Source organism: Pseudomonas sp. MWU349 (assembly GCF_017947325.1).
GTDB classification, from domain to species: Bacteria; Pseudomonadota; Gammaproteobacteria; order Pseudomonadales; family Pseudomonadaceae; genus Aquipseudomonas; species Aquipseudomonas protegens.
The window spans coordinates 169,788-194,033 of sequence record NZ_JAFEVP010000004.1 but is presented as its reverse complement, the minus strand read 5'-3'; the positions used below and the strand labels follow the sequence as shown (position 1 = coordinate 194,033).

The window sequence follows — 24,246 nt, the reverse complement described above, 5'->3', positions numbered from 1 at the left end:
CGACTCAGGTCGGGGTTTTGCATTTCACGATTGCACTTATAGCGAGCTACTGTATAAACCGCCGTCAAACAACCGCGCCATAGAGCTAAGAGGACCCAGGCCGTGGAAGAAGTCATCGAACAACTCCGGGAAGCCAACGAACCGGTACCCGTCCCCCTGGAACTGCCGGACGAAGACCAACTGGTGGAAATTGAAGAACAGCTGTTCATCAATATCCCGTTCGTCTTCAAGGAGTTCCTGTTGACGGTCAGCGACGTGGTTTACGGCAGCCTGGAACCTGTGACCGTCACCGATCCGCAATCCCATACCTACCTGCCGGAAGTGGCTGCGACCGCCTGGGACATGGGCGTGCCGCGCGAGCTGATCCCGATCTGCCAGGACGGCGACGATTACTACTGCGTCGAGGAAGACGGCACCGTGGTGCTGTGGTCCGGCGAAGAAGAGCTGATCACCGAAGAATCCTGGGAATCGGTGTGGCACTGGGCGCGGGACGTCTGGCTGGAAAGCTGAGACGCCGCCGCGGCTGCGTGCACCGCGGCGACTGAAACAGCTCGCCGGCGCCCTGCCGGCGAGCGGCAAGGTCAATGCCCACTGTTGTCCTTGCTGTGGTCGAAGGTTTCGATCAGCGCCACCTGCATTCGCGTATGCACACGGATGAACCAGCGCCACAGGACCGCGGCCACCGCCGCCGCCACTACGGCGATCAACACCAGCAGTTCCAGGGTCGGCAGGATGCTCGACGAGAGCGCCGCCAGCAGCAGGAAAATCACCAGCAGCGACAGGATCGGGATCACCTCGGCGATCACCCGACGCACTCGCTGGGTATGGCGCCCGGCCATTTCCGGCTTGACCCCCATCTCCGCCAGCAACATCGACAGTGCCTTGAGCTTGCGATAGGCAGCTATCAGGAACGGCAGCGAAAGCAGCAGTGCCCCGCCCCAGATCAAGGCTTTCTGCCAGCTCGGCTCACTGACCCAATCTTCCAGATAGGTGCCAATACGCTTGGCGAAATAGCCACCGGAAAAGAAGATCGCCACCACCAGCGCCAGGTTCACCCCCACTTGCAGCAGGATCTTGCGGATCATCGTCGCCAGCAGCGCGCCCTGGCCCTGGGGCTGGATGCTGCGCAACCACTCGCCATACATGCCCAGTACCCGGCTCAGGCGCTTGGGCAGGGCCCCTGCCAGCTTCAGCGATAGTGGGTCCGCGGCACGGATCAGGTAGGGCGTAAGCAAGGTGGTGATGGCGGACACCGCCACCGCTACCGGGTAAAGGAAGTCGCTGGTGACCTGCAGGGTCATGCCCAGTGCGGCGATGATGAAGGAAAATTCGCCAATCTGTGACAGGCCCATGCCTACCCGCAGTGAGGTGCGTCCATCATTGCCGGCGATAAAGGCCCCCATGCCGCAGGACAGCATCTTGCCCAGCACCACCGCCACCGTGATCACGGCAATCGGCCAGGCGTATTGCAGGAGGATCTGCGGGTCGATCATCAGGCCGATGGCGACGAAGAAGATTGCGCTGAACAGGTCGCGAACCGGTTCGATCAGCCGCTCGATCTTCAGCAACTGGCGGGACTCGGCCATGATCGCACCGATCAGGAAGGCCCCCAGGACCATGCTGTACTCCAGCTTGACCACCAGCAGGCAGAAGCCGAAACACAGCCCCAGCACGGTGATCAGCAGCATCTCGTTGCTGTCGAACCTGGCCACGTAGGCCAGCAGGCGCGGCACCAGCAGGATACCGATCACCAGCGCCACGATCATGAACAGCGAAAGCTTGCCGACCGTGGAGAACACCTCGCCGGAACTCACCGTACCGCTGACCGCGATGCTCGACAGCAAGGCGATGATGCCGATACCGAGGATGTCCTCGACGATCAGTACGCCGAAGATCAGCTGGGCGAAGCGCTCGTTCTTCATCTTCAGGTCATTGAGCGCCTTGACGATGATGGTGGTGGAGGAAATGGCCAGGATCGCCCCGAGAAACAGCGAGTCCATGGTGCTCCAGCCGAACCAGCGGCCGATTTCGTAGCCGATCCAGATCATCAGGACGATTTCCAGGAACGCCGCGATAAAGGCCGTGGCCCCGACCTTGAACAGTTTGCGCAGGCTGAATTCCAGCCCCAGGCAGAACATCAGGAAAATCACCCCCAGCTCGGCCAGGGTCTTGATGGTCTGTTCGTCGTGGATCAGCCCGAAAGGCGGAGTGTGAGGGCCGATGATGAAGCCGGCGACGATGTAGCCCAGCACGACGGGCTGCTTGAGGCGATGGAAGAGGATGGTCACCACGCCTGCGACCAGCATGATCACGGCCAGGTCCTGAATGAAGCTGATGGCATGCATGGCCGGGGCTCTCCTTGGAATGCTGGGCGGGGGCAATCGCCTAAAAAGAATGCTCTGATCAGTAGAAGGAAATATCCAAAATAGAAGCGGAAAATGCCCTGGAACGGGTGTTTTGCAGGTTAACACCGCGACTTCCGGCAGGAAGGCGGTGCAATATTAGGAAACAGATCCACCAGGGCGTGACGACGTGGCCCGGCCCGGCGTCCCGTTATCGATGGTTTGAAAACCCTTGGAGCCAGCACCCGCAGAGGTGCTCCAGCAACCCCTGCCCAGAACCGTGAGCGTGCTATGGAACCCGGAAACGCCCAACTGTCGATGACGGTATTGATGACCCCTGACATGGCCAATTTCTCTGGCAATGTCCACGGCGGCACCTTGCTCAAGTACCTCGATGAAGTCGCCTATGCCTGCGCCAGCCGTTACGCCGGCCGCTACGTGGTGACCCTGTCGGTGGACCAGGTGATCTTCCGCGAGCCGATCCACGTCGGCGAGCTGGTGACCTTCCTGGCCTCGGTCAACTACACCGGCAACACCTCCATGGAGGTGGGTATCAAGGTGGTCACCGAGAATATCCGCGAGCGTTCGGTGCGCCACACCAACAGCTGCTTCTTCACCATGGTGGCGGTGGACGACCAGCGCAAGCCGGCCCAGGTACCGCCGCTGCAGCCGGAAACCGCCGATGGCAAGCGACGCTTTATCCAGGCCCGGCAGCGCCGTCAGATCCGCCAGGAACTGGAACAGCGCTACCGGGAAATCAAGGCCGACGGCCCTTGAAGCTCAAGCTGCACCGCTGATTCAGCAGGACCACGGACGGTCCTCCCCCCTCCAGAGCCGCAAGCGCTCCGCCGCCACACTCCAACACCCGCCAGCAGGCTTCTGCGGTCATCCCCAATGGCCAGATCCATCCCTTTTTGACCACATCGAGAGTTATGTCCCCCAGGGCACCGCTGCCAGAATCGAAGGGCAAGGCACAAACGCACTCCCCGCCCGGGGAGCCTTCGAGCCAACGAACGCGTGAGAACAATAAAAATGCCCAGCACCAATGCTCTATCCTCCAGCCCCCCTGCGTCCTCCAGCCTTGATGGCGGCTTCACCCACAGCGCCCAGGGCACCTCGCTGCGGCGCATCCTCGGCCTGCCGGCCCTGGTGTTCTTCGGCCTGGTGTACATGGTCCCGCTGACCGTCTTCACCACCTACGGCGTGGTCACCCAGCTCACCGGCGGGCGCACCGCCGCAGCCTATGTGATCACCCTGCTGGCGATGATCTTCACCGCCCTGTCCTACAGCGTAATGGTCAAGAAATACCCGATTGCCGGCTCAGCCTATTCCTACGCCAGCCTCAGTTTCGGCCCAGGCATCGGCTTTCTTGCCGGCTGGTCGCTGCTGCTGGATTACCTGTTCCTGCCGATGATCAATTACCTGGTGATCGGCCTGTTCCTCAACCTGGCCTTCCCCGCCGTGCCGGCCTGGGTCTTCGTGGTGGCGACCATCAGCCTGGTGACACTGCTGAACATCCGCGGCATCGGCTCGGTATCGAGCATGAGCAACCTGATCGTTTGCGCGCAGATGGTCTTCGTGGTGGTGTTCGTGGCCCTGGTGGTCCGCCAGTTGGCAGGGGCCGAGAGCCTGGACCTGAGCGCACCCTGGGTCGGCGATGGCAGCCAGGATGGGTTGTTGCCGCTGATGGCCGGGGCCGCGGTACTGTGCCTGTCGTTCCTGGGCTTTGACGCGGTGTCGACCCTGGCCGAGGAAACCCGCGACCCGCGCCGGGACATCCCCCGGGCAATCGTCATCACCACCCTGGGCGCCGGCCTGCTGTTCATCCTGCTGGCCATGACCAGCCAGTTGGCGTTCCCCGGCAGCAGTTTCAAGGACGCCGACGCGGCGGCCAGCGAGGTCATGCTGCACGCCGGCGGACGCTTCCTGGAGATGTTCTTCACCGCCACCTATGTCGCCGGCGCCGCCGGTTCGGCCCTGGCCTCCCAGGCTTCGGTGTCGCGCATCCTGTTCAGCATGGGCCGCGACGGCATCCTGCCACGTCGGGTGTTCGGCACCCTGTCCGAGCGCTACAAGACCCCGGTGGTGGCCATTGCCCTGGTGTCGCTGGTGTCCTTGCTGGCGGTGGTCATCGACCTCACCACCCTGGCGTCGATGATCAGCTTCGGTGCACTGGTGGCGTTCTCGGTGGTCAACCTGGCGGTGATCAAGAGTCACCTGGGCCAGGGCCAGCCGCGCACCGGGGCACGACTGCTGCAATACGGCCTGCTGCCGTTGATCGGCTTTGGCCTGATTGCCTGGCTGTGGACCAGCCTTTCGGCCCTGACCCTGGGCATCGGCCTGGCCTGGTTCGCCCTGGGCCTGCTGTATCTGGGCATACACACCCGGGGCTTTCGCCAGCCCGCGCCGACCGTGCAGTTCTCCGAGCAGGCCTGAGCCCGCCTCAGAAGCCGATCGGCGTGGCCTCGAAGCGCACCCGTGGGTGGGCGATGCGGTCCTGGGCCCGCACCAGCTCCAGCTCGTAACTGGCGCAGGCCTGGGTTTCCAGCAGTACTTCATGCACCGCCGCGGCGGTGAATTCGAAGGCTGCCACCAGGCTGTCCCCCAACAGTACCCGGGCCAGGAACAGGCCCGAGGTCAGGTCGCCCACCCCCACCGGCTGGCGCGGGAACGCCAGCAACGGACGGCGCAGGTGCCAGCTGCCGTCAGCGGTCACCAGCAGCATCTCGAAGCCGTCCGCCAGCTTGCCCGGGTAGTCCAGGTGCTTGACCAGCACCGCCCTGGGGCCCTTGTCCAGCAGCGAGCGAGCCATGCCCAGGCAGTCGAACAGCGATTGCGGCTTGCGCCCGCAGAAGCTGTCCAGCTCCAGCTGATTGGGGCAGAGAAAATCCACCATGGCCACGGCCTCGTCCAGAAGGAAGTCGCTGACTTCAGCCGGCACGCTGCAGCCCTTCTCCGGGTGGCCCATCACCGGGTCACACAGGTACAGGGCCTTGGGATTGACCGCCTTGATCCGCGCCACACCGCTGAGGATCGCCCGGCCCTGGGCCGCGCTGCCCAGGTAGCCGGACAGCACCGCGTCGCAGTTGCCCAGCTCGCCGATGGCGGCAATGCCTTCCACCAGCTCGGGAATCTGCTGTGGCGCCAGCACTTCCCCGGCCCAATGACCATACTGAGTGTGGTTGGAGAACTGCACCGTATTCAGCGGCCAGACATTCACCCCGACCCGCTGCATGGGGAATACCGCGGCACTGTTGCCGGCGTGGCCGAAAACCACATGGGACTGGATCGCAAGCAGGTGGGGCGTACGTTTCATGCAGGATTTTCCATAAAACCGGTGGAATTCAAGCCGCGCAGTATGCGACTAAACGCAGCCTGTACGACAGACCGGAGTCGCAGTTAAGCTGACGCCACCTCGTTGGAGCAAACCTTCATGCTGACCCTTGGAAACATCTTTGTGCTGATGCTGCTGGCAACCGCTGCTGCCTGGCTGTGGCACAACCACGGCCTGCGCGAACGAGCCCTGGAGCGGGTCAAGCAGCACTGCGCGCGGCTCGACATCGAGCTGCTGGACGGCAACGTGGCGCTCAAGCGCATCGGTCTGGTCAAGGATGGCAATGGCCGGCGGCGCCTGGCGCGGGTCTACAACTTCGAGTTCACCGTGACCGGCGAAACCCGCCATGCCGGGACCATCACCCAGTTCGGCGCCCACAGCGCCCATATCGAGCTGGCGCCCTACCCGTTCGAAGCCAAGGAACCCCTGCCCAGTGCCGAGGTGATCGAGCTGAGCCAGTGGCGCGAGGAACATCGCAAGTTCAAGCCATAGAAATGGCTGGCACGCCGTTTTTCCTACAGGCGACAGGCATCGAGGCTGGCCTGCAGGGCGGCAATATCCTGAGGGCTACTGAAGATCAGTTCCAGGCGCGAATCCCGGCGCCATTCGCTGGGCAGCCAGTTGAGCGGTGAATTATCCAGCCCGTTGCCCGACCGCCAGCCTTGATCACTGTGGAGCACCAGCTTGGCCCGGCGCCAGTCGAGGTTCTGCAACCAGTGCTCGACCCGGACCAGATCGAACTGCTGGCTGGGGTGCCAGCGCCAGCCGATGCTCCAGCCATCCTCCTGGGACTGGCTGAGGCAGATCGGCAGCGCCGGATCGCTCCACACGGCCGGCAACTGGGCCAGGCCCTGGGGGATGTCCGACTGCTCCAGGGCTACTTCGGCGCTGGCTCCCAGGCCCGGCAGTTCGGCCAGGGGCAAGGCGGCATGGCGGGTCCAGAACAAGGGAAGGTCCGGCAATTGCTCCAGCACCCGCAACCTGTCGCTGTCGCTGAGCAACTCGTCCTTGTTCAGTACCAGCAGGCCGGCGCTGGACAGCGCATCCTGCTGCGCCCGGGGCAACGGCTTGCCAGCGGCCAGCGCCTGGGCATCCAGGACCAGCACGCAGGGTTGCACCGCCAGCACGCCCTTCCAGGGCGCCTCATTCAACTGCTTGAGCAATTGGGCCGGGTGGCCGAGGCCCGAGGGCTCGATAAACAACCGGTCCGGCCGGGCCTTGTGCAACAGGCGGCCCAGGCCCACCTGGAACGGTGCACCGTTGACGCAGCACAGGCAGCCGCCGGCCACTTCGCCCAGGGCGATGCCATCTTCGTCGCGGGTCAGCAGGGCCGCGTCCAGGCCGATCTGGCCAAACTCGTTGATCAGCACCGCCCAGCGCTCGGTAGCCGGGCGCTGGCTCAGCAGATGGCGGATCAGGCTGGTCTTGCCGGCGCCCAGGGGGCCGGCGATCACGTGGGTGGGGATGTTCTGCAGCATGGGAAAGGGTCCGGGAAACCTGTGAGGTGATGCTACGCCCTTCCCGCCCTGGGCGAAAATCCGCTCGATTCGACGCCGCTCTTCAGAGCGCTGAAGGTCCTGCGGACCTTTGCCCAGGCTCGGCAAGCGGCTACACGGGCCTAGGTCAACCCAGCCAATCGAGGGTGAGGATCAGCCGGCGTTCCCCTGGCGCTGGCTGCGGCGAGCGGTGAATCAGGCCGAAGCCTTCGTTGCCGTGCCATTTCTCGCCCTTGAACAGTGCCACGTCGCCGCTGGCGATCTGCTGGATCTGCGCCGGGTCCCGTGGTTCACCCTCGGCCTGCCCCAGTTTCCTGCGGTCCATGGCGCCTTCGCGTAGCCATTGGCTGCCGACTCCGGCGTAGGTGGTAATCAGCCGCACCGGTACATGGTCCACGTGAAACCGCGGGCACATGGCCTTGTCCAGGACCCGCAGGCGCAACCCGACGCGCCTGGCCCCGAGCAGGCAGGCAAAAGCGCTGACCAGCCAGGCAACGTCGGCGATAAAGCCTTCATAACCCTGCAAATCACTGAACCCCGATGCCAGGCCGCGCAGATTGGGTTGCACGTCTTCGTCGGGCAGCTCCAGGGACAGGGATTCGGCCAGCGGCTGGTCCAGGGACAGCAGCAACTCGGCGAAATCGGCGATGTGGGCCGGCAACTGGCGCTGCCAGAGGCCGAGGTTGACCTCATCCTCCAGCACCTGGGCGAGCACCGCCGGGGTGCTGCCGATGGCCTGGCGACGAGAAACCGGCGCAGTCACGCTCGGCCACAGCAGCCACCTGGGCGGATGGGCCAGTGGTGTCACCGGCAAGTTCAGGGTCAGCATCAGGCCGCTTCCTCGTCATGCCAGGGGCCAAAGGGGTCGTTCAGCAGGCTCCAGCCCTCGACGCCAAGGGCCATTTCATCGTCATCCAGCAGGCACAGGTCGAGCTCCGCGCAAAGCCGGGTGAAGTCGATGTTCTGGCCGATGAACACCAGCTCCTGGCGGCAATCGCCGGTGGCCGCGGTCCAGTTTTGCATGATCGCCGCGGTGCTTTCTTCGTCCTGGGGCCAGTGCTGCTTGGGCACAAAGCGCCACCAGCGCCCAGCAAAGCCATGGCGCATCAGGCCACCGGCCTGGGACCAACTGCCGGCTTCCTGGTACTTGCTGGCCAGCCAGAAGAAGCCCTTGGAGCGCAGCAGCTTGCCGTTGACCCAGGGCTGGTGGATGAAGTCGAAGAAGCGCTGGGGATGGAACGGTCGCCGCGCCCGGTAGGCGGTGGAAGCGATGCCGTACTCCTCGGTTTCCGGCACATGCTCGCCGCGCAACTCCCGCAGCCAGCCCGGTGCCTGGGCCGCGCGCTCGAAATCGAAGCGCCCGGTATTGAGGATCTTCGCCAGCGGCACCTGGCCCATGACCATGGGCACGATCTCGGCCTGGGCATTGAGGCTCTTGAGGATGGCCAGCAGTTCCTGGCGTTGGTCGCTGCTGATCAGGTCGATCTTGCTGACCAGGATCACGTCGGCGAACTCCACCTGTTCGATCAGCAGGTCGCTGATGGAACGTTCATCGTCTTCGCCCAGGGTTTCGCCCCGGGAAGCCAGGCTGTGCGCGGCCTGGTAGTCCAGCAGGAAGTTCATGCCGTCGACCACCGTGACCATGGTGTCGAGCCGGGCGATATCCGCCAGGCTCTGGCCGGATTCATCGCGAAAGGTGAAGGTTTCCGCCACCGGCAGCGGCTCGGAAATCCCGGTGGACTCGATCAGCAGGTAGTCGAAGCGCCCGTCGCGGGCCAGCTTGCCCACTTCCTCCAGCAGGTCTTCGCGCAGGGTGCAGCAGATGCAGCCGTTGCTCATTTCCACCAGTTTTTCTTCGGCGCGGTTGAGGCTGACATCGCGCTGCACTTCGCTGCCATCGATGTTGATTTCGCTCATGTCGTTGACGATCACCGCCACCCGCAGGTGGTCGCGGTTGCGCAGGATGTGATTGAGCAAGGTGCTTTTACCGGCGCCGAGAAAGCCGGACAGCACGGTAACGGGGAGACGGTCGGTCATGGGTTGTTCCTCATCAGGATCGCGGCTGGGTCAAAGCGCCCGTTGATGGCGTTCGCGCAGCTCTTGGCGTTCTTTGGCTTCGATACACAAGGTGGCGGTGGGCCGCAGCAGCAGGCGCTTGAGGCCGATGGGCTCGCCGGTGTCGCGGCACCAGCCGTATTCGCCACGGGCCAGGCGCTCCAGGGCTTCGTCGATCTTGTCCAGGAGCTTCTTTTCCCGCTCCAGCAGGCGCAGTTGCCACTGGCGCTGTTCTTCGGCGCTGCCGATGTCGGCGGGGTCGCTGTGGGGTTCCTGTTCGCGCAGTTGGTCGAACTCGCCGGCAATGCGCTCCTGCAGATCACTGCGCTGGGCCAGCAGCAGTTGGCGAAAGAAGCCCTGCTGGGCTTCGTTCATGTAGTGCGTCTCGGGTTGGGCGAAAGGTCTTGTTCAGTCATGGCGAGTCACGGGTCAGGCTGTGTTTTTATGTTATATTATAACAACACAAATTAGCCAACCTTCCCTTGCTGTCCACGACGAAGGGCGCGATGCTGCGCCCCTGTCGTCACGAGAATCGCCATGCGCCCTGTCCTGCCCACCCTGTTTTCAGGCCTGTTGCTGCTGGCTGGTCACGCCAGCGCTGCGGTGCCCAGTACCCTGGCCACCTGCACCCGCAGCGCCACCCTGCTGGCCTGCGTCGACCCGCTGGGCAACGCCTACAGCGTCGCCACGGCCGGCAGCACCACCTACCTGCGCGGCTTCGAGGTGATCGGCAAGCGCTATTGGGCGCAGACCAACAGCCGCTACGGGCAGCTGACGTTCTTCACCGGCCTGGCCTCTGACGGCGAGGCCTGGGTGGGCTACAGCCAGCGCGTGGGCTGGACCACGCGCAACCGCTTTTCCAGCTCCGGCGGCAGCCGCGGGCAGTTCACCTGCAGCCGCATCAGCGGCTGCTAGCTCCCTTTCCCCTACCGCCTGCGTAGGAACTGGCTTGCCAGCCACCACACTCACCGCCCTCTTCGCCGGCAAGCCGGCGTTCAGGCGGGGCGGTTGTTCTTGGTTTCCTGGAGCCAGGCCATGTAACTGTTAACCGGTGGGTTTTTCTCGAAGTAGCGCTGCAGGCCGTTGAACAGGCCATCGGCAATCGCCTGTTGGTGGCGCGCGTTAACCAGGCGCTGGCTGTCGCGGCTGTTGGAGATAAAGCCGGTTTCCACCAGGATCGACGGCACGTCCGGTGACTTGAGCACTGCAAAACCGGCCTGTTCCACACGCTTCTGATGCAGGGTGGTAATGCCCGACAGGCTCTGCAGCACAGTCCCGCCCAATTGCAGGCTGGCGGCGATGGTGGCGTTCATCGACATGTCGACAATCACCCCCGCCAGCATCGGGTCCTTGTCCTTGAGGTTGAGCAGGGTGGTCGCCCCCAGCAGGTCGGCGCCGTTTTCCCGCTGGGCCATCAAGCGCGCGGTGGCCGAGGTGGCGCCACCTTCGGACAGGGCGTACACCGATGCACCGGATGCCGTCAGCCGCGGCGCGGCATCGGCATGCACCGAAATGAACATGTCGGCCTGGTGCTTGCGGGCAATCTCCACACGTTTGCGCAGCGGCACGAAGAAATCATCGTTGCGCACCAGCTTCACGTCGAAACCCTTCTCGCGCTTGAGCCGCTTGGCCAGCAGGCGGGCGATGGCCAGCACCACATCCTTCTCCCGTTCGCCCTTGGCCCCCACGGCGCCCGGGTCCTTGCCGCCATGGCCGGGGTCTACTACCACGATGATGTCGCGCTTGGGATGGGGCTTGCCTGTCATGGCCTCGGGCCTGGCCAGCGGCGCGGCGCCCGCAGCGATCGGCGGAGGCAGCTTGGCGGCATTGGACAGATCCAGCACCAGCCGATGGCCCTGGCCATCCTGGGGCGGCAGGAGAAAACTGTGGAGCTGCACCGGCTCGCGCAGGTCGAGGACGATCCGCGTATCGCCCTGGCCGAAGTGCCCGGAGCGAATGGCGCGGATCACCGTGTTGGCCAGGGCCAGCTGGCTGAAATCACCGCTCAGGCGCGCGCCGTTCAAGTCGATGATCAAGCGCTCCGGGGCACTCAAGCTGAAGGTCTTGTATTGCACCGGGCCGCTCAGATCGAGCACCAGCCGCAACTTTTCTGCGTCCTTCCACAATCGTGCGTTGCGGATCTGCGCGGCGCGGACACTCCAGGGAAACATCAGGGCCGTACCGGCCAACAGCAGGTTGAGCAATTGACGTCTGTGCATGGCAAATACCGCGAAAAAAGGAGCGTCCCTACTCACAAGACAAGATGAACAACCGTCGAGGAAAAATTTCCCATCGAACGTATTGTTATAATATAACATGTGAAATCACTTCCCACGACGGACCTGTTCATGAACGCGCTGACTCTGCCGGATATCGCCGCGCAGGCCTCACGCCAAGCCTTGCCCCTGGAATGGGTGGGCATGTGCGGCATTGCCTTACCTGTAGTGATCAACAACCAGCCAAGTGCAGCCAAGGCCGATGCCGGTGTCAGCCTCGACGATGGCGAGGCTCGGGGCATTCACATGTCACGCCTGTATCTGGCCCTGGAAATGCTGGAACAGGAGAACCTCACCCCCGCTCTGCTACGGCGGGTCTTGCAGCGTTTTCTCGATAGCCATGATGGCCTGGCCCACAGCGCCTACCTGCGCATTGAGTTGGATCTGCTGTTGAAACGCCCGGCCTTGGTCAGCCCGTTGGCCGGCTGGAAAAGCTACCCGCTGAGTATCGAAGCGCGGTTGAAAAACGCGATGTTCCACGTGGAACTAAAAATCGACGTGCCTTATTCCTCCACTTGCCCCTGTTCCGCGGCGCTGGCGCGACAGTTGATCCAGCAGCAATTCATCGAAGATTTTGCCAACCGGCCATTGCAACACGCCGACGTCCTGGCCTGGCTGGGCTCGCCCCAGGGCATCGTCGCCACGCCCCATAGCCAGCGCAGCAACGCAGCATTGCACCTGCGCCTGGATGATTTCATCGACGAACTGCCGTTGATTGCCCTGATCAACGATGCGGAAAACGCCCTGGGCACCGCCGTGCAAACCGCGGTCAAACGTGCCGACGAGCAGGCCTTCGCCCTGGCCAATGGGCAGAACCTGATGTTCTGCGAAGACGCCGCTCGCCGCTTGAACCTGGCCTTGCGCCGCTCCCCCGGAATCAACGCCTTTCAATTGCGGGTGGTGCATGCCGAAAGCCTGCATGCCCATGACGCCGTGGCCGAAAGCCGCTGGAACTGGGAGGCCTGATGATCCGCTGCGAACACCTGCGTTGGGGCGCTCCGGGGCAACCCCTGACTCCAGCCCTGGATCTGCACCTGCCCAGGGCCAGCCTGAGCGCGATCATTGGCGCCAACGGGTCGGGCAAGAGCAGCTTGTTGAAAGTCATCGCCGGGCTGCAGAAACCACTCGCGGGCAAGGTCCACCTCGGTACTGCGCGAGGCGGCTTGTCCTTCTTGCCGCAACAGCAACACCTGGATCGACAGTTCCCCATCAGCCTGGAAGAACTGGTGGCCGGCGGCTTCTGGGGCAAGCGTGAACCGGCCAGGGTCCGGGCAGAAAAGCTGCGCGCGGTCCTCGAAGACTGGTGCCTGGGCGGCCTGGAAAAACGCCCATTGATGGCCCTTTCCGGTGGTGAATTGCAACGTGCCCTGCTCGCCCGATTGAGCCTGACCGAAGCCCCCTTGCTGCTCTTGGACGAGCCCCACGCCGCCCTCGACGAAACCGGCCAGGCCCTGCTCTGGCGCCACTTGTACAACTGGCACGCTCAGGGCCGGACCCTGGTGGTGGTCTGCCATGACCTGGCCGCCGTGCGTCAGCACATCCCCCATACCCTGCTGGTAAAAAGCAGTGGCTGCGTGTTCGGCCCCAGCCTCGATCTGATCACCCCCCAACCTTGCGCGCAGGTGGCTTGATGCACTTCGCCGCACATTTCTGGCAGCCGTTCAGCGAATTCCTGTTCATGCGCCGGGCCCTGCTGGGCGGCCTGCTGCTGGCCTGCAGCACTGCGCCCCTGGGGGTGTTCCTGATCCTGCGGCGCATGAGCCTGATCGGTGACGCCGTGGCCCACGGCATTCTCCCAGGCGCCGCCCTGGGCTTCTGGTTCGCCGGGCTCAGCCTGCCGGCGCTGACCCTGGGCGGCCTCGGGGCCGGATTGGGCATGGCCGGGCTGGCCGCCTGGATCACCCGGCGCACCGGCCTGCGGGAAGACGCCAGCATGGCCGCCATCTACCCCATTTCCCTGGCCAGCGGCGTGCTGCTCCTCGGGCTGGCGGGCAAGCGCCTGGACCTCTTGCACCTGCTGTTCGGCTCGGCCCTGGCGGTGGATGCCCCGACCCTGAACGGCATGCTGCTGGTCTCGCTCTGCAGCCTGCTGGCCATGGCGCTGATCTACAAGGCCCTGCTGCTGGACACCCTCGACCCGCTGTTCCTGCACAGCGTCAGCCGCCTTGGCCCCCTGGCCCACGGCCTGTTCCTGACCCTGGTGGTGCTCAACCTGGTGATAGGTTTCCAGGCCATCGGCGCGTTGATGGTGGTGGGCCTGATGATGCTGCCGGCCGCTGCTTCGCGTTTCTGGAGCCGACGCCTGCCCGCACTGATCGGCATCGCCGCGCTGTTTGGCTGCCTCTCGGTGTGGCTTGGCCTGCTGCTGTCGTTCCACTACTCGCTGCCCAGCGGCCCGGCCATCGTGCTGGTGGCCGGCGGCCTGTACCTGCTGTCCGTGGTGTTCGGCCCGGTGCACGGCTTGCTGCACCGCCCACCTTTGCTCACATCCCCATGAGGTGTTTCCCGATGCGCGCTCTACTCGTGCTGTTCAGCCTGCTGTTGCCCTTGTCGCTGCCTACTGCCCAGGCGGCGGACAAGCTAGCGGTGGTCACCAGCTTCAGCATCCTCGCCGACATGACCCGCCAGGTCGGCGGTGAGCATGTGCACATCACCAACCTGGTGGGTGCCGACGAGGATGCCCACACCTACGAGCCGAGCCCGGATGACGCCAAGGCCCTGCTCAAGGCCCGGCTGATCATCAAGAATGGCCTGGGTTTCGAACCCTGGCTGGATCGCCTGGTGGCCAGCACCGCCACCCAGGCCCAGGTCGTCACTGCCAGCCGCGGGGTTATTCCACGCACCCTGGAGGAAGACGGCGAAAGCCTTCCCGACCCTCATGCCTGGCACAACCTGGCCAACAGCGAGCTCTATGTGAGCAACATCACCAAGGCGCTGATCGCTGCCGACCCGGCCCACCAGGCCGACTACCAGCGCAACAGCCAGGCCTACCTGAAACAGATCTATCGCCTGCTGGCCGAGGCCAAGGCCAAGCTCGGCTCCCTGCCCCCGGGCAACCGCAAGATCGTCACCTCCCACGACGCCTTCGGCTACCTGGGCCAGGCCTACGGTATCGACTTCATGGCGCCCCAGGGCCTGTCCACCGAGCGTGAACCTTCCGCCGCCGAAGTGGCTGCGCTGATCACCCAGATCCGTAACGCCAAGGTCAAGGCAGTGTTCATGGAGAACATCAAGGACGCCCGCCTGCTCAAGCAGATCGCCGACGAAAGCGGCGCCCATATCGGCGGCACCCTGTACTCCGATGCGCTCTCGGCCAGCGGCCCGGCCAGTACCTTTACCGGCCTGTTCGAATACAACCTCGACACCCTGTACCAGGCCCTGAGCCGACCATGATCCGCCCCCCGCCACTGTCGCTGCTGGATCTGGAAGCCGCGCCCCAGGGCAGCCGCTGGGCCTTGACTGAGGTGCTCGACGCCCTGCCCTGGAACAGCGACGGCCTGATCGCCGCCATTGCCCAGCAGCACGCCAGCGGCGAGGTGCTGATGCTGGCCTGGATGAACCGCCAGGCCCTGGCCGAAACCCTGGCCAGCGGCCAGGTCTGTTACTGGTCGCGCTCGCGCCGGTGCCTGTGGCGCAAGGGCGAAAGCTCCGGGCATCGCCAGCGCCTGATCGAAGCGCGCCTGGACTGCGACGGCGATGCTGTGCTGCTGCTAGTGGATCAGCAAGGACCGGCCTGCCACACCGGGCGACCCAACTGTTTCTACAACGCCATTCGCGATGGCGCGGTGGAAGTCATCAGTTCCCCCTTGGAAGGACTCGCGCCATGATTCGTAAAAACCCCTCCGGCGATCTGCCCGTGATCGCCGAATCCGCCTACGTCGACAAGACGGCCATCATCTGCGGCAAGGTGGTGATCGGCGACAACGTCTTCGTCGGCCCCTATGCGGTGATCCGCGCCGACGAAGTGGACGCCAGCGGCCAGATGCAAGCCATCACCATCGGCGCCAACTCGAACATCCAGGATGGCGTGGTGATCCACTCCAAATCCGGCGCGGCGGTGACCATCGGCCAGCACACTTCCATCGCCCACCGCTCCATCGTCCATGGCCCCTGCGTGGTCGGCGACCGAGTGTTCATCGGTTTCAACAGCGTGCTGTTCAACTGCGAAGTGGGCGACGGCAGCGTGGTTCGACACAACTCCGTGGTGGATGGCCGCGACCTGCCGCCGGGTTTCTACGTGCCCTCCACCACCCGCATCGGGCCCAAGACCGACCTGGCGCAGTTCCCTCCCGTGAGTGTCAGCGCCTCTGAATTTTCCGAAGACGTGGCGCGCACCAACGTCGACCTGGTGCGTGGCTACAAGGCCCTGCAGAACGAGTTTTGAGCATGAGCCGAATCCTCATCCGCAACGCCCGCCTGGTGAACGAAGGGCGCGAATTCGACGCCGACGTGCTGGTGGCGCACGGGCGCATCGACACCATCGGCAGCCTGGACCACCTCAGCGCCGAAATCGAAATCGACGCCCGCGGCCAGTGGCTGCTGCCGGGCATGATCGACGACCAGGTGCACTTTCGCGACCCCGGCGCGCCGGACAAGGGCAGCCTGTACAGCGAGTCGCGGGCGGCGGTGGCCGGTGGCATCACCAGCTTCATGGACATGCCCAACACCTCGCCGGCGACCCTGGACCTTGCCGCCCTGAACGACAAGAAGCGCCGCGCGGCGAGCGTTTCGGTGGCCAACTATGGCTTTCACTTCGGGGTCAGCAACGACAACCTCGACCTCGTCGCCGCCCTGGACCCCACGCAGGTGGCCGGGGTCAAGGTGTTCATGGGCGCCTCCACCGGCAATATGCTGGTGGACGATCCCGAGGTGCTGGACCGGCTGTTCCGCCAGGTGCCGACCCTGCTCCTGGCCCACTGCGAACACACCCCGAGCATCCAGGCCCGACAACAGCGCTGGCTGCAGCTCTATGGCGAGCAGATTCCCGCCGCCGCCCACCCGCACATCCGCGATGCCGAGGCCTGCTTTCGCTCCTCGTCCCTGGCAGTGGAACTGGCGAAGAAACACGGCACCCGCCTGCACGTACTGCACCTGACCAGCGCCCGGGAACTGGCGCTGTTCGACGACCTGCCCCTGGCGCAGAAGCGCATCACCGCCGAGGTCTGCGTGCATCACCTGCTGTTCGATGACCGCGACTACCCACGCCTCGGCCACCTGATCAAGTGCAACCCCGCGATCAAGACCCAGGCCGATCGCGATGCCCTGCGCCAAGCCCTGAACAGCCAGCGCCTGGATGTCATCGGCACCGACCACGCGCCCCATACCTGGGAGCAGAAACAGCTGCCTTACAGCCGCGCGCCCTCCGGCCTGCCGCTGGTGCAGCATGCCTTGCCAGCGCTGCTGGAACTGGTGGCCGACCGGGTGCTGCCCCTGACCACCCTGGTGGAAAAAACCAGCCACCGAGTCGCCGACCTGTTCGCCATTCCCGATCGCGGCTACCTGCGCGAAGGCTACTGGGCCGACCTGGTGCTGGTCCGCGCCGAGCCCACAGGCCTGGCCGTGGACAGCCAGCCGATCCTCGCCCACTGCGGCTGGACGCCCTTTGCCGGCCAGCGCTTTCGCCACAGCGTCAGCAGCACCCTGGTGTCGGGCCAGCTCGCCTGGCACCAGGGCCGCCTGTACGACGACTGCCAGGGCCTGCCCCTGCGTTTCACCCGTTAATAGCCCGACACCAAGGACCACCGAAGATGATCCGCATCACCCTGCCTGATGGCGCGTGCCGTGAGTACGACCAGCCGTTGTCCGTTTTCGAAGTGGCCGCCAGCATCGGCAGCGGCCTGGCCAAGGCCGCCGTAGCCGGGCGAGTGAACGGCCAACTGGTGGACTGTGACTACCTGTTGCACAGCGACGCCCGCTTGAGCATCGTCACCGCCCGCGACCCCGAGGGCCTGGAAGTACTGCGCCACTCCTGCGCGCACCTGCTGGCGATGGCGGTGAAACAGCTGTTCCCCTCGGCGCAGGTGGCCATCGGCCCGGTGATCGAAGAGGGCTTCTTCTACGACTTCGCCCATGAGCGCCCCTTCACCCCCGAGGACCTGGAACTGATCGAGGCGCGCATGCATAGCCTGGCCGCCACCAATCATTCGGTGCACCGCCGGGAATTGTCCCGGGAGCAGGCCCTTCAGCATTTCGCCGACCAGGGCGAGCACTACAAGGTCGAGCTGATCCGCGACTTGCCGGCAGAGGCCGTGCTGTCGCTGTACCGCCAGGGGGATTTCGAAGATTTGTGCCGTGGGCCACACCTGCGTTCCACTGGCCAACTGCGCGCCTTCAAGCTGACCAAGGTGGCCGGTGCCTACTGGCGCGGCGATGCCCGCAACGCACCGCTGCAGCGGATCTACGGCACCTGCTGGGCCACCCGCCCGGAACTGGAGGCTTACCTGTTGCGCCTGGACCAGGCGCAACAGCGCGACCACCGCAAGCTCGGCCAGCACCTGGATCTGTTCCATTTCGACGACTGCGCACCGGGCTCGGTGTTCTGGCACGCCAAGGGCTGGACCCTGTTCCAGGAGCTGATCGGCTACATGCGCAGGCGCCAGGAACAGGCCGGCTACCAGGAAGTGAACACCCCCGACGTGATGGACCGCGGCCTCTGGGAAACCTCCGGGCACTGGCAGAACTACCGCGACCACATGTTCACCACCACCACGCAAGACCAGCGCACCTTCGCGCTCAAGCCGATGAACTGCCCCGGCGCGGTGGCGATCTTCGGTCATGGCCGCAAGAGTTACCGCGACCTGCCGCTGCGCATCGCCGAGTTCGGCAAAGTCCACCGCTACGAACCTTCAGGGGCCCTGCACGGCCTGTTGCGAGTGCGCCATTTCACCCAGGACGACGCCCACATCTTCTGCACCCCGCAACAGATGCAAAGCGAATGCGCCGCCACCATTGCCCTGGTATTCGACATCTACAAGGAGTTCGGTTTCGACCAGGTGGCGGTGAAGCTCTCGACCCGCCCCGACCATCGCATCGGCAGCGATGAGGTCTGGGACCAACTGGAAGAGGCCCTGGTCGGCGCCTTGCAAAGCATGCACATCGACTACCGGATCAACCCCGGGGAAGGCGCCTTCTACGGCCCCAAGCTGGAGTTCGTGCTGCGCGACGCCATCGGTCGCGACTGGCAGTGCGGCACCCTGCAGGCAGACCTCAACCTGCCCGAACGCTTCGCCATCAGCTACATCGACGAGCGCGGCGAACGTTGCCAGCCGGTGATGCTGCACCGGGCACTGTTTGGTTCCCTGGAACGCTTCATCGGCATTCTCCTGGAGCACCATGGCGGCGCCCTGCCCCTGTGGCTGGCGCCGCAACAAGCGATGGTGCTGAACATCAGCGAAGCCCAGGCTGACTATGCCCAGGCGATCAGCGACAGCTTGCGCCGTCACGGGCTACGGGCCAGCGCCGACCTGCGCAACGAAAAGATCGGCTACAAGATTCGCGAGCACAGCCTGCAGAAAGTGCCTTACCTGCTGGTGGTCGGGGAAAAGGAAAAGGACGGGGGCTACGTCAGCCTGCGCAGCAGAAATGGCGAAGACCTGGGCCGCCTGAGCCTGGAGCAGGCCCTGGCCCGGATACGCTAGGCGCTGCCCGGGGCACGGGCAGCGCCAGCGTCAGGCAAAAGTCAGGAAGCGCGGGGCTTGACCGTGCCGCAGTCCTGGCCCAGCCACACGGCGCGGGTATCCATGCTGCCCTTCTGCTGCAGACCGGTGGCGTTGAAGGTACCCATCACGTTGGTGGTGAACTCACGATCGCTGATGAACGTGGCCACTCCATTACCCTGGGCCTTGGGGCAACTGAAGCGGAACTTCCATTGATTGCCGCTGCGCTCGGTCACCTGCTGCTGGCAACCCGATTGCGGGTCCTGCAGCGGGATGGTGTCCGACTGCACCTGGGCCGGTGTCAGGCACACGCGAATCCCCTTGCCGCCCATGGTCACACCCTGTTTCTCCAGCATCGCCCGCTGCTGCGGGGTCATCTGCTGCTGCAATTGGCCGAGAATCAGCGACAGGTCCGGCATGTTCTGGTCGTCGATCTTCATGTTGCTGCTGGTCAGCTCCCACAACCCCGGCTGCAGCATCTGCGCCTGCGCCACCACCGGAAGCGCCAACCCCGCCGCCAAGGCCCAACCCAGTAAACGAAGTTTCATCGAATGACTCCTAGACAATAGTGGCCGTTAGACTTCAGCCGAGGCACGGCGTTGCATGCAGAATAAAATAGCGACATTCGCCGTGGAACATGGTCTGTTAGGCATTGAATCTTCAGGAGCAAGGCTGCCCCATGGATTATTTTGGCCCGCACATCTTCGGCTATCTCATCGCACTGCTGCATTTTCTCGGGTTGATCGCCGCGATCCACGCGGTACTCACCGTCAGGACCGCCCAGGGCGCTATCGCCTGGGCCCTGTCGCTGCTGTTCATGCCCTACCTGACCCTGATTCCCTACCTGGTGTTTGGTCGCAGTACCTTCGACGCCTACATCCAGGCCCGGCGCCAGGCCAACGTGGAAATGCACAAGGCCATCAATGAGCTGAACTGGCGTCCCTGGGTGGAAGAAGCCCTCACCGCCCGCGCCTCCAAGGCCTACGCCTCGCTGCGGGCCATGCCCAAGCTGGGGCGCATGCCGTGCCTGGCCAACAATCAGGTGCGCCTGCTGGTCAATGGCGACGCCACCTTCGAAGCGATCTTCAACGCCATCCGCCGTTCCCACAAGGCGGTGCTGATCCAGTTCTTCATCATTCACGACGATGACCTGGGCCGGCGCCTGCAACGCCTGCTACTGGAAAAGGCTGCCGAGGGCGTGTCGATCCACCTGCTCTACGACCGCATCGGCAGCCACTCCCTGCCCGCCAGCTACGTACAGACCCTGCGCGACGCCGGGGTCCAGGTGCACGCCTTCGCCACCCGCAGTGGCTGGCTCAACCGCTTCCAGGTGAACTTCCGCAATCACCGCAAGATCGTGGTGGTGGACGGCATGCTGGGGTTCGTCGGCGGGCATAACGTCGGTGACGAATACCTGGGCAAGAAGCCGCCCCTGGCGCCCTGGCGTGATACCCACGTGCAGGTCAGCGGCCCGGTGGTGGCCTGCCTGCAGGAGTCCTTTGCCGAAGACTGGTTCTGGGCGGCCCGGGAACTGCCACCGCTGATCCTCCCGGACACCTACCCGGACGACGGCGTGCTCTGCCAACTGCTGGCCAGCGGCCCGGCCGATGCCTACGAAACCTGCTCGCTGTTCTTTGTCGAGGCCATCCACGCAGCCACCGAGCGGGTATGGATCACCAGCCCGTACTTCATTCCCGATGAGGCGGTGTTCGCCGCCCTGCGCCTGGCGGTGCTGCGGGACGTGGACGTGCGCATCCTGCTGCCGGCGCGCCCGGACCACCGCATCGTCTATGCCGCCTCCAGCCTGTACGCCTTCGAAGCGGTGCGCGCCGGGGTGCGGGTATTCCGCTATCAGCCGGGGTTCCTGCACCAGAAGGTGGTGCTGATCGACAACGAAATCAGCGCCATTGGCAGCGCCAACCTGGACAACCGTTCGTTCCGCCTGAATTTCGAAGTGATGCTGCTGACAGTGGACGACGACTTCGCCACCGAAGTGGAATACATGCTGGAAGCCGACTTCGCCAGAGCCCGAGAGATCGCCAAGGAAGAAAGCCGCCAGACCCACCGCCTGCAACAACTGGGCATGCGGGTCGCGCGGCTGATTTCCCCGATCCTTTAAGGGCCGGGCTTATGGCTGGTAGAGGTCATCCCGGGTCCAGGGCAGTTCATGGCTGCCATCGGCATGGGGCTTGACCGCCAGGATCTGGTGCAGGTTGATCCAGCCCTTGGCAAAGGCATAGGCGCAGCCCGCCAGGTACAGCCGCCAGATCCGTAGCGCCTGCTCCGGAACCTGCCTGGCGGCGGCTTCCAGGTTGTCTTCCAGGCGTTCGCTCCAGTGATCCAGCGTCCGCGCGTAATGCATGCGCAGGCTCTCGACATCGACAATTTCCAGCCCCGCCTCGCTGATGAAGGCCGAGATCATTGCCAGGTGCGGCAGCTCGCCATTGGGAAACACATAGCGCTCGATGAAATCCCCGGCCCCACGGCCCACCGGGCGGCCGTCGGTATGCTTGGCGGTGATGCCGTGGTTCATCACCAACCCGCCCTCGCGCACGGCCTTGAACAGGGTCTGGCAGTACTCCGGCAGGTTGGCGTGGCCGACATGCTCGAACATGCCGACACTGACCACCTTGTCGAAGCGGCCGTCCTGGGGCAGGTCGCGGTAGTCCAGCAGTTGCAGTTCCACCAGGTCGTCGAGGCCTTCGGCGGTCACCCGCTCGCGGGCCAGGGCCAGCTGTTCCTTGCTCAAGGTGATGCCGAACACCTTGGCGCCGAACTCACGGGCGGCGTAGCGGGCCAGCCCGCCCCAGCCGCACCCGACATCCAGCAGGTAGTCCCCCGGTTGCAGGCGCAGCTTGCGGCACAGGTGGCGGAATTTGGCTTGCTGGGCCTGTTCCAGAGACTCGCTGCCCGTCTCGAAATAGGCGCAGGAATAGGCCATGTCGCTGTCGAGCCACAGCTGGTAGAAGGCGTTGGAAAGGTCGTAGTGGTAGGAAATCGCGGCAGCGTCGGTCGCCTTGTCGTGCAGCGAACGCACCGGCTGGTTGCCCTCGTCATCGTCGAGCAAGGCCTGGCTCAGTTCGTCGCAGACCCGGATGACTTCGCTGATGGAACCTTCCAGTTCCAGTTTGCCCTCGACAAAGGCGCCCCCCAAGGCGTCCAGGCTAGGGTGAGTCAGCTGCGCCACCAACTGCGGGTCCTTGACCACGATCGTGACGTTGGGCTCCGGCCCCAGATTGAATTCATGGCCGTCCCAGAGCCGCAGGCGTAGAGGCAAATGCAGATTCTGTAAGGCCGGTGGAAGTTGCGCGAGCATGGAAAATCCCCCCTTGTTTCAGACGTCTGAAATGAGGGTAGACCATCCTAGAAAATAGCAGGCTATCGATTTGATAGTGGTTTTCTATGATTCGCTGCGCATCACCAGGCCATCCTCGACCCACTGTTTCAACCAGGTAACCGCCTGCAGCGGGGCCCCCTCGGCATAAGTGACGGCCAGCTCGGCGCAGAGTTCCGCAAAATTCCACCGCTGCTCGATCATGCCCCGCAGTGCTGTGGCCTCATCGGCCAGCAGGCTGCGATAACGGCAGACCCGGTCCGCTCGCCAGACCAGGCACAGCTGTTGCTGATCGAGTAAAGCACTGCGGGGGAAATCCGCCTGCTCCTTGACCGCGCGCCACTGGGCCACGCTGTTGTAGCGACAGTCGAGCCATTGCACACAGGGCGCCAGGCACAGTTGCAGCTGCGGCCATTGTTCGGCATCCAGCCCGGCCATGGCGGCCACCGTGAGCACTTGGGCGTCGGCAGCGTCGAAGGCCAGGGTGAAGGCCCACTCCAGGCGCGCCAGTTCCGCCAGGGGGGCGCCCTGCTCCGGCACCAGATGGCCCAGGATGAATTCGGCAAAGCCCTGCCCCAGCCAGCGCAGGCTGAAATGCCGGGACGGGCACTGGCGAATATAGGCCTGCGTCAGGGCCTGGAATTCTGCGTCCCCCAGCCAGTACCAGATGGCCGGGAAGTCGCTGCCCATGACCTCCTGCAACCGGGCCATGTAGGCGTTGTGATAAATCGCCAGGCCGGTCTCGACATCCAGGGTCGGGCCACCGATCAGGCTGTCTTGCAGGACGGCGCGGGCCTGGGCCTGTTCGCCCAACAGATAGGCTTCAAAAGCCAGTTGCCAGTCGTTCAGGCGCATTGCTGCCTCCCGGCCAGGGTCTGTTGCCCGAGATCTCGGGCCTTGTGCAGTTCGCTGAGCAGCTCTTCCAGGGGCGGAAAATGATCGTCGCGCTCCAGCAAGGTGGCCACCGGCCCCAGGTGCTCAAGGGTGCGTTGATACAGCGCCCAGACGGGATCGCAGACCGGATGATCGTGGGTGTCGATCACGTAGTCGCCATAATCCTGGTGCCCGGCCAGGTGCAGTTGCCGCACGCGCTGGGCCGGCAACGCCTGGATAAAGTGCCAGGGATCGAAACCATGGTTGCGCGAACTGACGTAGACGTTGTTCACATCCAGCAGCAGTTCGCAGCCGCTGAGCTGGCTCAAGGCGGCGAGAAATTCCCATTCGCTGAACTCGTCGGCCGCCGCCCGCACATAACTGGAGACGTTCTCCAGCACCAGGGGGCGCTCCAGAATGTCCTGCACCTGACGCACTCGCCCTGCCACGTAGTACAGGCTCTCCTCGGTGTAGGGCAGCGGCAGCAGGTCGTGCAGTTGATGGGCGTTGCCCCGGCTCCAGCACAGGTGGTCGGAGATCCACGCCGGAGTGACCCGGCTGGCCAGTTGCCTGAGCCGCAGCAGGTAATCCTGGTCCAGGGCATGGGGGCCGCCGATGGACAGCGACACCCCGTGCATCACGATGGGGTAGCGCTCGGCGATTGCATCCAGGTAATACAGCGCCTTGCCGCCCTGCACCATGAAGTTCTCGGACACCACTTCAAACCAGTCGACGTCCGGCGCCTCGTCGAGAATCTGCTGGTAGTAGGCACTGCGCAAACCCAGGCCATAGCCCAGGCTGGAAGAAGATTCAGACATCGCCAACTCCTTGCCAAGTGGCCGCAGTGGTTGCCAACCCCACTGCGGCAGCACTCGAACGCC

At 64.4% G+C, this 24,246-nt stretch carries 24 protein-coding genes and 1 pseudogene; 14 read left to right on the top strand and 11 right to left on the bottom strand.

Annotation, left to right across the window (positions count from 1 at the left end):
* The first annotated feature begins 102 nt into the window (after nt 1-102).
* Nucleotides 103-510, top strand: a complete 408-nt coding sequence (locus KCG88_RS17225) for an SMI1/KNR4 family protein (protein WP_011064330.1) — start codon at nt 103-105, stop codon at nt 508-510.
* A 71-nt stretch (nt 511-581) separates the two neighbouring features.
* Here the strand turns inward: KCG88_RS17225 and KCG88_RS17220 are convergent, their stop codons facing one another.
* A complete protein-coding gene (locus KCG88_RS17220; protein ID WP_210712781.1) occupies nt 582-2,345 on the bottom strand; it encodes a cation:proton antiporter in 1,764 nt (587 codons plus the stop codon).
* Nucleotides 2,346-2,633: 288 nt separating this feature from the next.
* On the opposite strand from KCG88_RS17220, the gene KCG88_RS17215 reads away from it, so the two are divergent.
* Both KCG88_RS17215 and KCG88_RS17210 read left to right on the top strand, forming a co-directional pair.
* Complete coding sequence (locus tag KCG88_RS17215; RefSeq protein WP_011064332.1) at nt 2,634-3,119, top strand: acyl-CoA thioesterase; 486 nt, start codon at nt 2,634-2,636, stop codon at nt 3,117-3,119.
* A 255-nt stretch (nt 3,120-3,374) separates the two neighbouring features.
* Entirely contained in the window at nt 3,375-4,778 is a 1,404-nt protein-coding gene (locus KCG88_RS17210; protein WP_047290103.1) for an APC family permease, read from the top strand.
* Between the two features lie 7 nt (nt 4,779-4,785).
* Here KCG88_RS17210 and pdxY read toward each other — a convergent pair whose 3' ends face one another.
* Nucleotides 4,786-5,658 carry a pyridoxal kinase PdxY gene (gene pdxY, locus KCG88_RS17205; RefSeq protein WP_210712780.1) on the bottom strand — a complete coding sequence of 291 codons (873 nt, stop codon included), beginning with the start codon at nt 5,656-5,658 and terminating at the stop codon, nt 4,786-4,788.
* A gap of 117 nt (nt 5,659-5,775) precedes the next feature.
* On the opposite strand from pdxY, the gene KCG88_RS17200 reads away from it, so the two are divergent.
* Nucleotides 5,776-6,168 carry a DUF3301 domain-containing protein gene (locus KCG88_RS17200; protein WP_019093413.1) on the top strand — a complete coding sequence of 131 codons (393 nt, stop codon included), beginning with the start codon at nt 5,776-5,778 and terminating at the stop codon, nt 6,166-6,168.
* Nucleotides 6,169-6,191: 23 nt separating this feature from the next.
* On the opposite strand, the gene KCG88_RS17195 is transcribed toward KCG88_RS17200, so the two are convergent.
* The 4 genes and pseudogenes from KCG88_RS17195 to dksA form a co-directional block, all read right to left on the bottom strand.
* Nucleotides 6,192-7,154 (bottom strand): CobW family GTP-binding protein, encoded by a 963-nt coding sequence (locus tag KCG88_RS17195; RefSeq protein WP_210712779.1) that lies wholly within the window; start codon nt 7,152-7,154, stop codon nt 6,192-6,194.
* A 145-nt stretch (nt 7,155-7,299) separates the two neighbouring features.
* The gene (locus KCG88_RS17190; protein ID WP_210712778.1) at nt 7,300-8,001 is read right to left on the bottom strand and encodes a DUF1826 domain-containing protein; all 702 of its coding nucleotides are present in this window, start codon (nt 7,999-8,001) and stop codon (nt 7,300-7,302) included.
* The gene (gene zigA / locus KCG88_RS17185) at nt 8,001-9,209 is read right to left on the bottom strand and encodes a zinc metallochaperone GTPase ZigA (RefSeq protein ID WP_210712777.1); all 1,209 of its coding nucleotides are present in this window, start codon (nt 9,207-9,209) and stop codon (nt 8,001-8,003) included. The genes KCG88_RS17190 and zigA overlap by 1 nt, the downstream gene beginning before the upstream one ends.
* 30 nt (nt 9,210-9,239) lie before the next feature.
* Nucleotides 9,240-9,643, bottom strand: a pseudogene (gene dksA / locus KCG88_RS17180) (RNA polymerase-binding protein DksA).
* Nucleotides 9,644-9,764: 121 nt separating this feature from the next.
* On the opposite strand from dksA, the gene KCG88_RS17175 reads away from it, so the two are divergent.
* The gene (locus tag KCG88_RS17175; protein ID WP_047290113.1) at nt 9,765-10,142 is read left to right on the top strand and encodes a hypothetical protein; all 378 of its coding nucleotides are present in this window, start codon (nt 9,765-9,767) and stop codon (nt 10,140-10,142) included.
* 80 nt (nt 10,143-10,222) lie between these two features.
* Here KCG88_RS17175 and KCG88_RS17170 read toward each other — a convergent pair whose 3' ends face one another.
* On the bottom strand, nt 10,223-11,446 hold the full coding sequence (locus KCG88_RS17170; protein ID WP_210712775.1) for an N-acetylmuramoyl-L-alanine amidase: 1,224 nt from the start codon (nt 11,444-11,446) through the stop codon (nt 10,223-10,225).
* 129 nt (nt 11,447-11,575) lie between these two features.
* Between KCG88_RS17170 and folE2 the strand changes: the two genes are divergently transcribed.
* The 8 genes from folE2 to thrS are packed head-to-tail and all read left to right on the top strand — an operon-like array spanning nt 11,576 to nt 19,140.
* Nucleotides 11,576-12,469: a GTP cyclohydrolase FolE2 gene (folE2, locus tag KCG88_RS17165; protein WP_047290115.1), complete on the top strand. Its 894-nt coding sequence runs from the start codon at nt 11,576-11,578 to the stop codon at nt 12,467-12,469.
* Nucleotides 12,469-13,134 carry an ATP-binding cassette domain-containing protein gene (locus tag KCG88_RS17160; RefSeq protein ID WP_210712774.1) on the top strand — a complete coding sequence of 222 codons (666 nt, stop codon included), beginning with the start codon at nt 12,469-12,471 and terminating at the stop codon, nt 13,132-13,134. The genes folE2 and KCG88_RS17160 overlap by 1 nt, the downstream gene beginning before the upstream one ends.
* Complete coding sequence (locus tag KCG88_RS17155; RefSeq protein ID WP_210712773.1) at nt 13,134-14,000, top strand: metal ABC transporter permease; 867 nt, start codon at nt 13,134-13,136, stop codon at nt 13,998-14,000. Before KCG88_RS17160 ends, KCG88_RS17155 begins: the two co-directional genes overlap by 1 nt.
* A gap of 11 nt (nt 14,001-14,011) precedes the next feature.
* Entirely contained in the window at nt 14,012-14,896 is an 885-nt protein-coding gene (locus KCG88_RS17150) for a metal ABC transporter substrate-binding protein (RefSeq protein ID WP_210712772.1), read from the top strand.
* A complete protein-coding gene (gene hisI, locus KCG88_RS17145; RefSeq protein ID WP_210712771.1) occupies nt 14,893-15,330 on the top strand; it encodes a phosphoribosyl-AMP cyclohydrolase in 438 nt (145 codons plus the stop codon). Before KCG88_RS17150 ends, hisI begins: the two co-directional genes overlap by 4 nt.
* Nucleotides 15,327-15,887 carry a carbonate dehydratase gene (locus KCG88_RS17140; protein WP_011064347.1) on the top strand — a complete coding sequence of 187 codons (561 nt, stop codon included), beginning with the start codon at nt 15,327-15,329 and terminating at the stop codon, nt 15,885-15,887. The genes hisI and KCG88_RS17140 overlap by 4 nt, the downstream gene beginning before the upstream one ends.
* A 2-nt stretch (nt 15,888-15,889) precedes the next feature.
* On the top strand, nt 15,890-17,224 hold the full coding sequence (locus tag KCG88_RS17135) for a dihydroorotase (protein ID WP_047338174.1): 1,335 nt from the start codon (nt 15,890-15,892) through the stop codon (nt 17,222-17,224).
* Nucleotides 17,225-17,250: 26 nt separating this feature from the next.
* Entirely contained in the window at nt 17,251-19,140 is a 1,890-nt protein-coding gene (gene thrS / locus KCG88_RS17130; protein ID WP_210712770.1) for a threonine--tRNA ligase, read from the top strand.
* Between the two features lie 41 nt (nt 19,141-19,181).
* Here the strand turns inward: thrS and KCG88_RS17125 are convergent, their stop codons facing one another.
* Nucleotides 19,182-19,706, bottom strand: a complete 525-nt coding sequence (locus KCG88_RS17125) for a DUF3617 domain-containing protein (RefSeq protein WP_047290122.1) — start codon at nt 19,704-19,706, stop codon at nt 19,182-19,184.
* Nucleotides 19,707-19,837: 131 nt separating this feature from the next.
* Here KCG88_RS17125 and cls point away from each other — a divergent pair, with 131 nt between their 5' ends.
* Entirely contained in the window at nt 19,838-21,277 is a 1,440-nt protein-coding gene (gene cls / locus KCG88_RS17120; RefSeq protein WP_047290123.1) for a cardiolipin synthase, read from the top strand.
* Between the two features lie 9 nt (nt 21,278-21,286).
* On the opposite strand, the gene cfaB is transcribed toward cls, so the two are convergent.
* From cfaB to KCG88_RS17105, 3 genes are all read right to left on the bottom strand, one after another.
* Nucleotides 21,287-22,474 carry a C17 cyclopropane fatty acid synthase CfaB gene (gene cfaB, locus KCG88_RS17115; protein ID WP_047290124.1) on the bottom strand — a complete coding sequence of 396 codons (1,188 nt, stop codon included), beginning with the start codon at nt 22,472-22,474 and terminating at the stop codon, nt 21,287-21,289.
* An 84-nt stretch (nt 22,475-22,558) separates the two neighbouring features.
* Nucleotides 22,559-23,347 carry a DNA-binding domain-containing protein gene (locus KCG88_RS17110; RefSeq protein WP_047290125.1) on the bottom strand — a complete coding sequence of 263 codons (789 nt, stop codon included), beginning with the start codon at nt 23,345-23,347 and terminating at the stop codon, nt 22,559-22,561.
* A complete protein-coding gene (locus KCG88_RS17105; protein WP_047290126.1) occupies nt 23,338-24,183 on the bottom strand; it encodes a DUF692 domain-containing protein in 846 nt (281 codons plus the stop codon). The genes KCG88_RS17110 and KCG88_RS17105 overlap by 10 nt, the downstream gene beginning before the upstream one ends.
* Between the last annotated feature and the right edge of the window lie 63 nt (nt 24,184-24,246).

Bases quoted from the DNA above. Each gene is read 5' to 3' on its own strand.
- KCG88_RS17220 (WP_210712781.1), bottom strand. From the start codon at position 2,345: ATGCATGCCATCAGCTTCATTCAGGACCTGGCCGTGATCATGCTGGTC.
- KCG88_RS17215 (WP_011064332.1), top strand. From the start codon at position 2,634: ATGGAACCCGGAAACGCCCAACTGTCGATGACGGTATTGATGACCCCT.
- KCG88_RS17210 (WP_047290103.1), top strand. From the start codon at position 3,375: ATGCCCAGCACCAATGCTCTATCCTCCAGCCCCCCTGCGTCCTCCAGC.
- pdxY (WP_210712780.1), bottom strand. From the start codon at position 5,658: ATGAAACGTACGCCCCACCTGCTTGCGATCCAGTCCCATGTGGTTTTC.
- KCG88_RS17200 (WP_019093413.1), top strand. From the start codon at position 5,776: ATGCTGACCCTTGGAAACATCTTTGTGCTGATGCTGCTGGCAACCGCT.
- KCG88_RS17195 (WP_210712779.1), bottom strand. From the start codon at position 7,154: ATGCTGCAGAACATCCCCACCCACGTGATCGCCGGCCCCCTGGGCGCC.
- KCG88_RS17190 (WP_210712778.1), bottom strand. From the start codon at position 8,001: ATGCTGACCCTGAACTTGCCGGTGACACCACTGGCCCATCCGCCCAGG.
- zigA (WP_210712777.1), bottom strand. From the start codon at position 9,209: ATGACCGACCGTCTCCCCGTTACCGTGCTGTCCGGCTTTCTCGGCGCC.
- KCG88_RS17175 (WP_047290113.1), top strand. From the start codon at position 9,765: ATGCGCCCTGTCCTGCCCACCCTGTTTTCAGGCCTGTTGCTGCTGGCT.
- KCG88_RS17170 (WP_210712775.1), bottom strand. From the start codon at position 11,446: ATGCACAGACGTCAATTGCTCAACCTGCTGTTGGCCGGTACGGCCCTG.
- folE2 (WP_047290115.1), top strand. From the start codon at position 11,576: ATGAACGCGCTGACTCTGCCGGATATCGCCGCGCAGGCCTCACGCCAA.
- KCG88_RS17160 (WP_210712774.1), top strand. From the start codon at position 12,469: ATGATCCGCTGCGAACACCTGCGTTGGGGCGCTCCGGGGCAACCCCTG.
- KCG88_RS17155 (WP_210712773.1), top strand. From the start codon at position 13,134: ATGCACTTCGCCGCACATTTCTGGCAGCCGTTCAGCGAATTCCTGTTC.
- KCG88_RS17150 (WP_210712772.1), top strand. From the start codon at position 14,012: ATGCGCGCTCTACTCGTGCTGTTCAGCCTGCTGTTGCCCTTGTCGCTG.
- hisI (WP_210712771.1), top strand. From the start codon at position 14,893: ATGATCCGCCCCCCGCCACTGTCGCTGCTGGATCTGGAAGCCGCGCCC.
- KCG88_RS17140 (WP_011064347.1), top strand. From the start codon at position 15,327: ATGATTCGTAAAAACCCCTCCGGCGATCTGCCCGTGATCGCCGAATCC.
- KCG88_RS17135 (WP_047338174.1), top strand. From the start codon at position 15,890: ATGAGCCGAATCCTCATCCGCAACGCCCGCCTGGTGAACGAAGGGCGC.
- thrS (WP_210712770.1), top strand. From the start codon at position 17,251: ATGATCCGCATCACCCTGCCTGATGGCGCGTGCCGTGAGTACGACCAG.
- KCG88_RS17125 (WP_047290122.1), bottom strand. From the start codon at position 19,706: ATGAAACTTCGTTTACTGGGTTGGGCCTTGGCGGCGGGGTTGGCGCTT.
- cls (WP_047290123.1), top strand. From the start codon at position 19,838: ATGGATTATTTTGGCCCGCACATCTTCGGCTATCTCATCGCACTGCTG.
- cfaB (WP_047290124.1), bottom strand. From the start codon at position 22,474: ATGCTCGCGCAACTTCCACCGGCCTTACAGAATCTGCATTTGCCTCTA.
- KCG88_RS17110 (WP_047290125.1), bottom strand. From the start codon at position 23,347: ATGCGCCTGAACGACTGGCAACTGGCTTTTGAAGCCTATCTGTTGGGC.
- KCG88_RS17105 (WP_047290126.1), bottom strand. From the start codon at position 24,183: ATGTCTGAATCTTCTTCCAGCCTGGGCTATGGCCTGGGTTTGCGCAGT.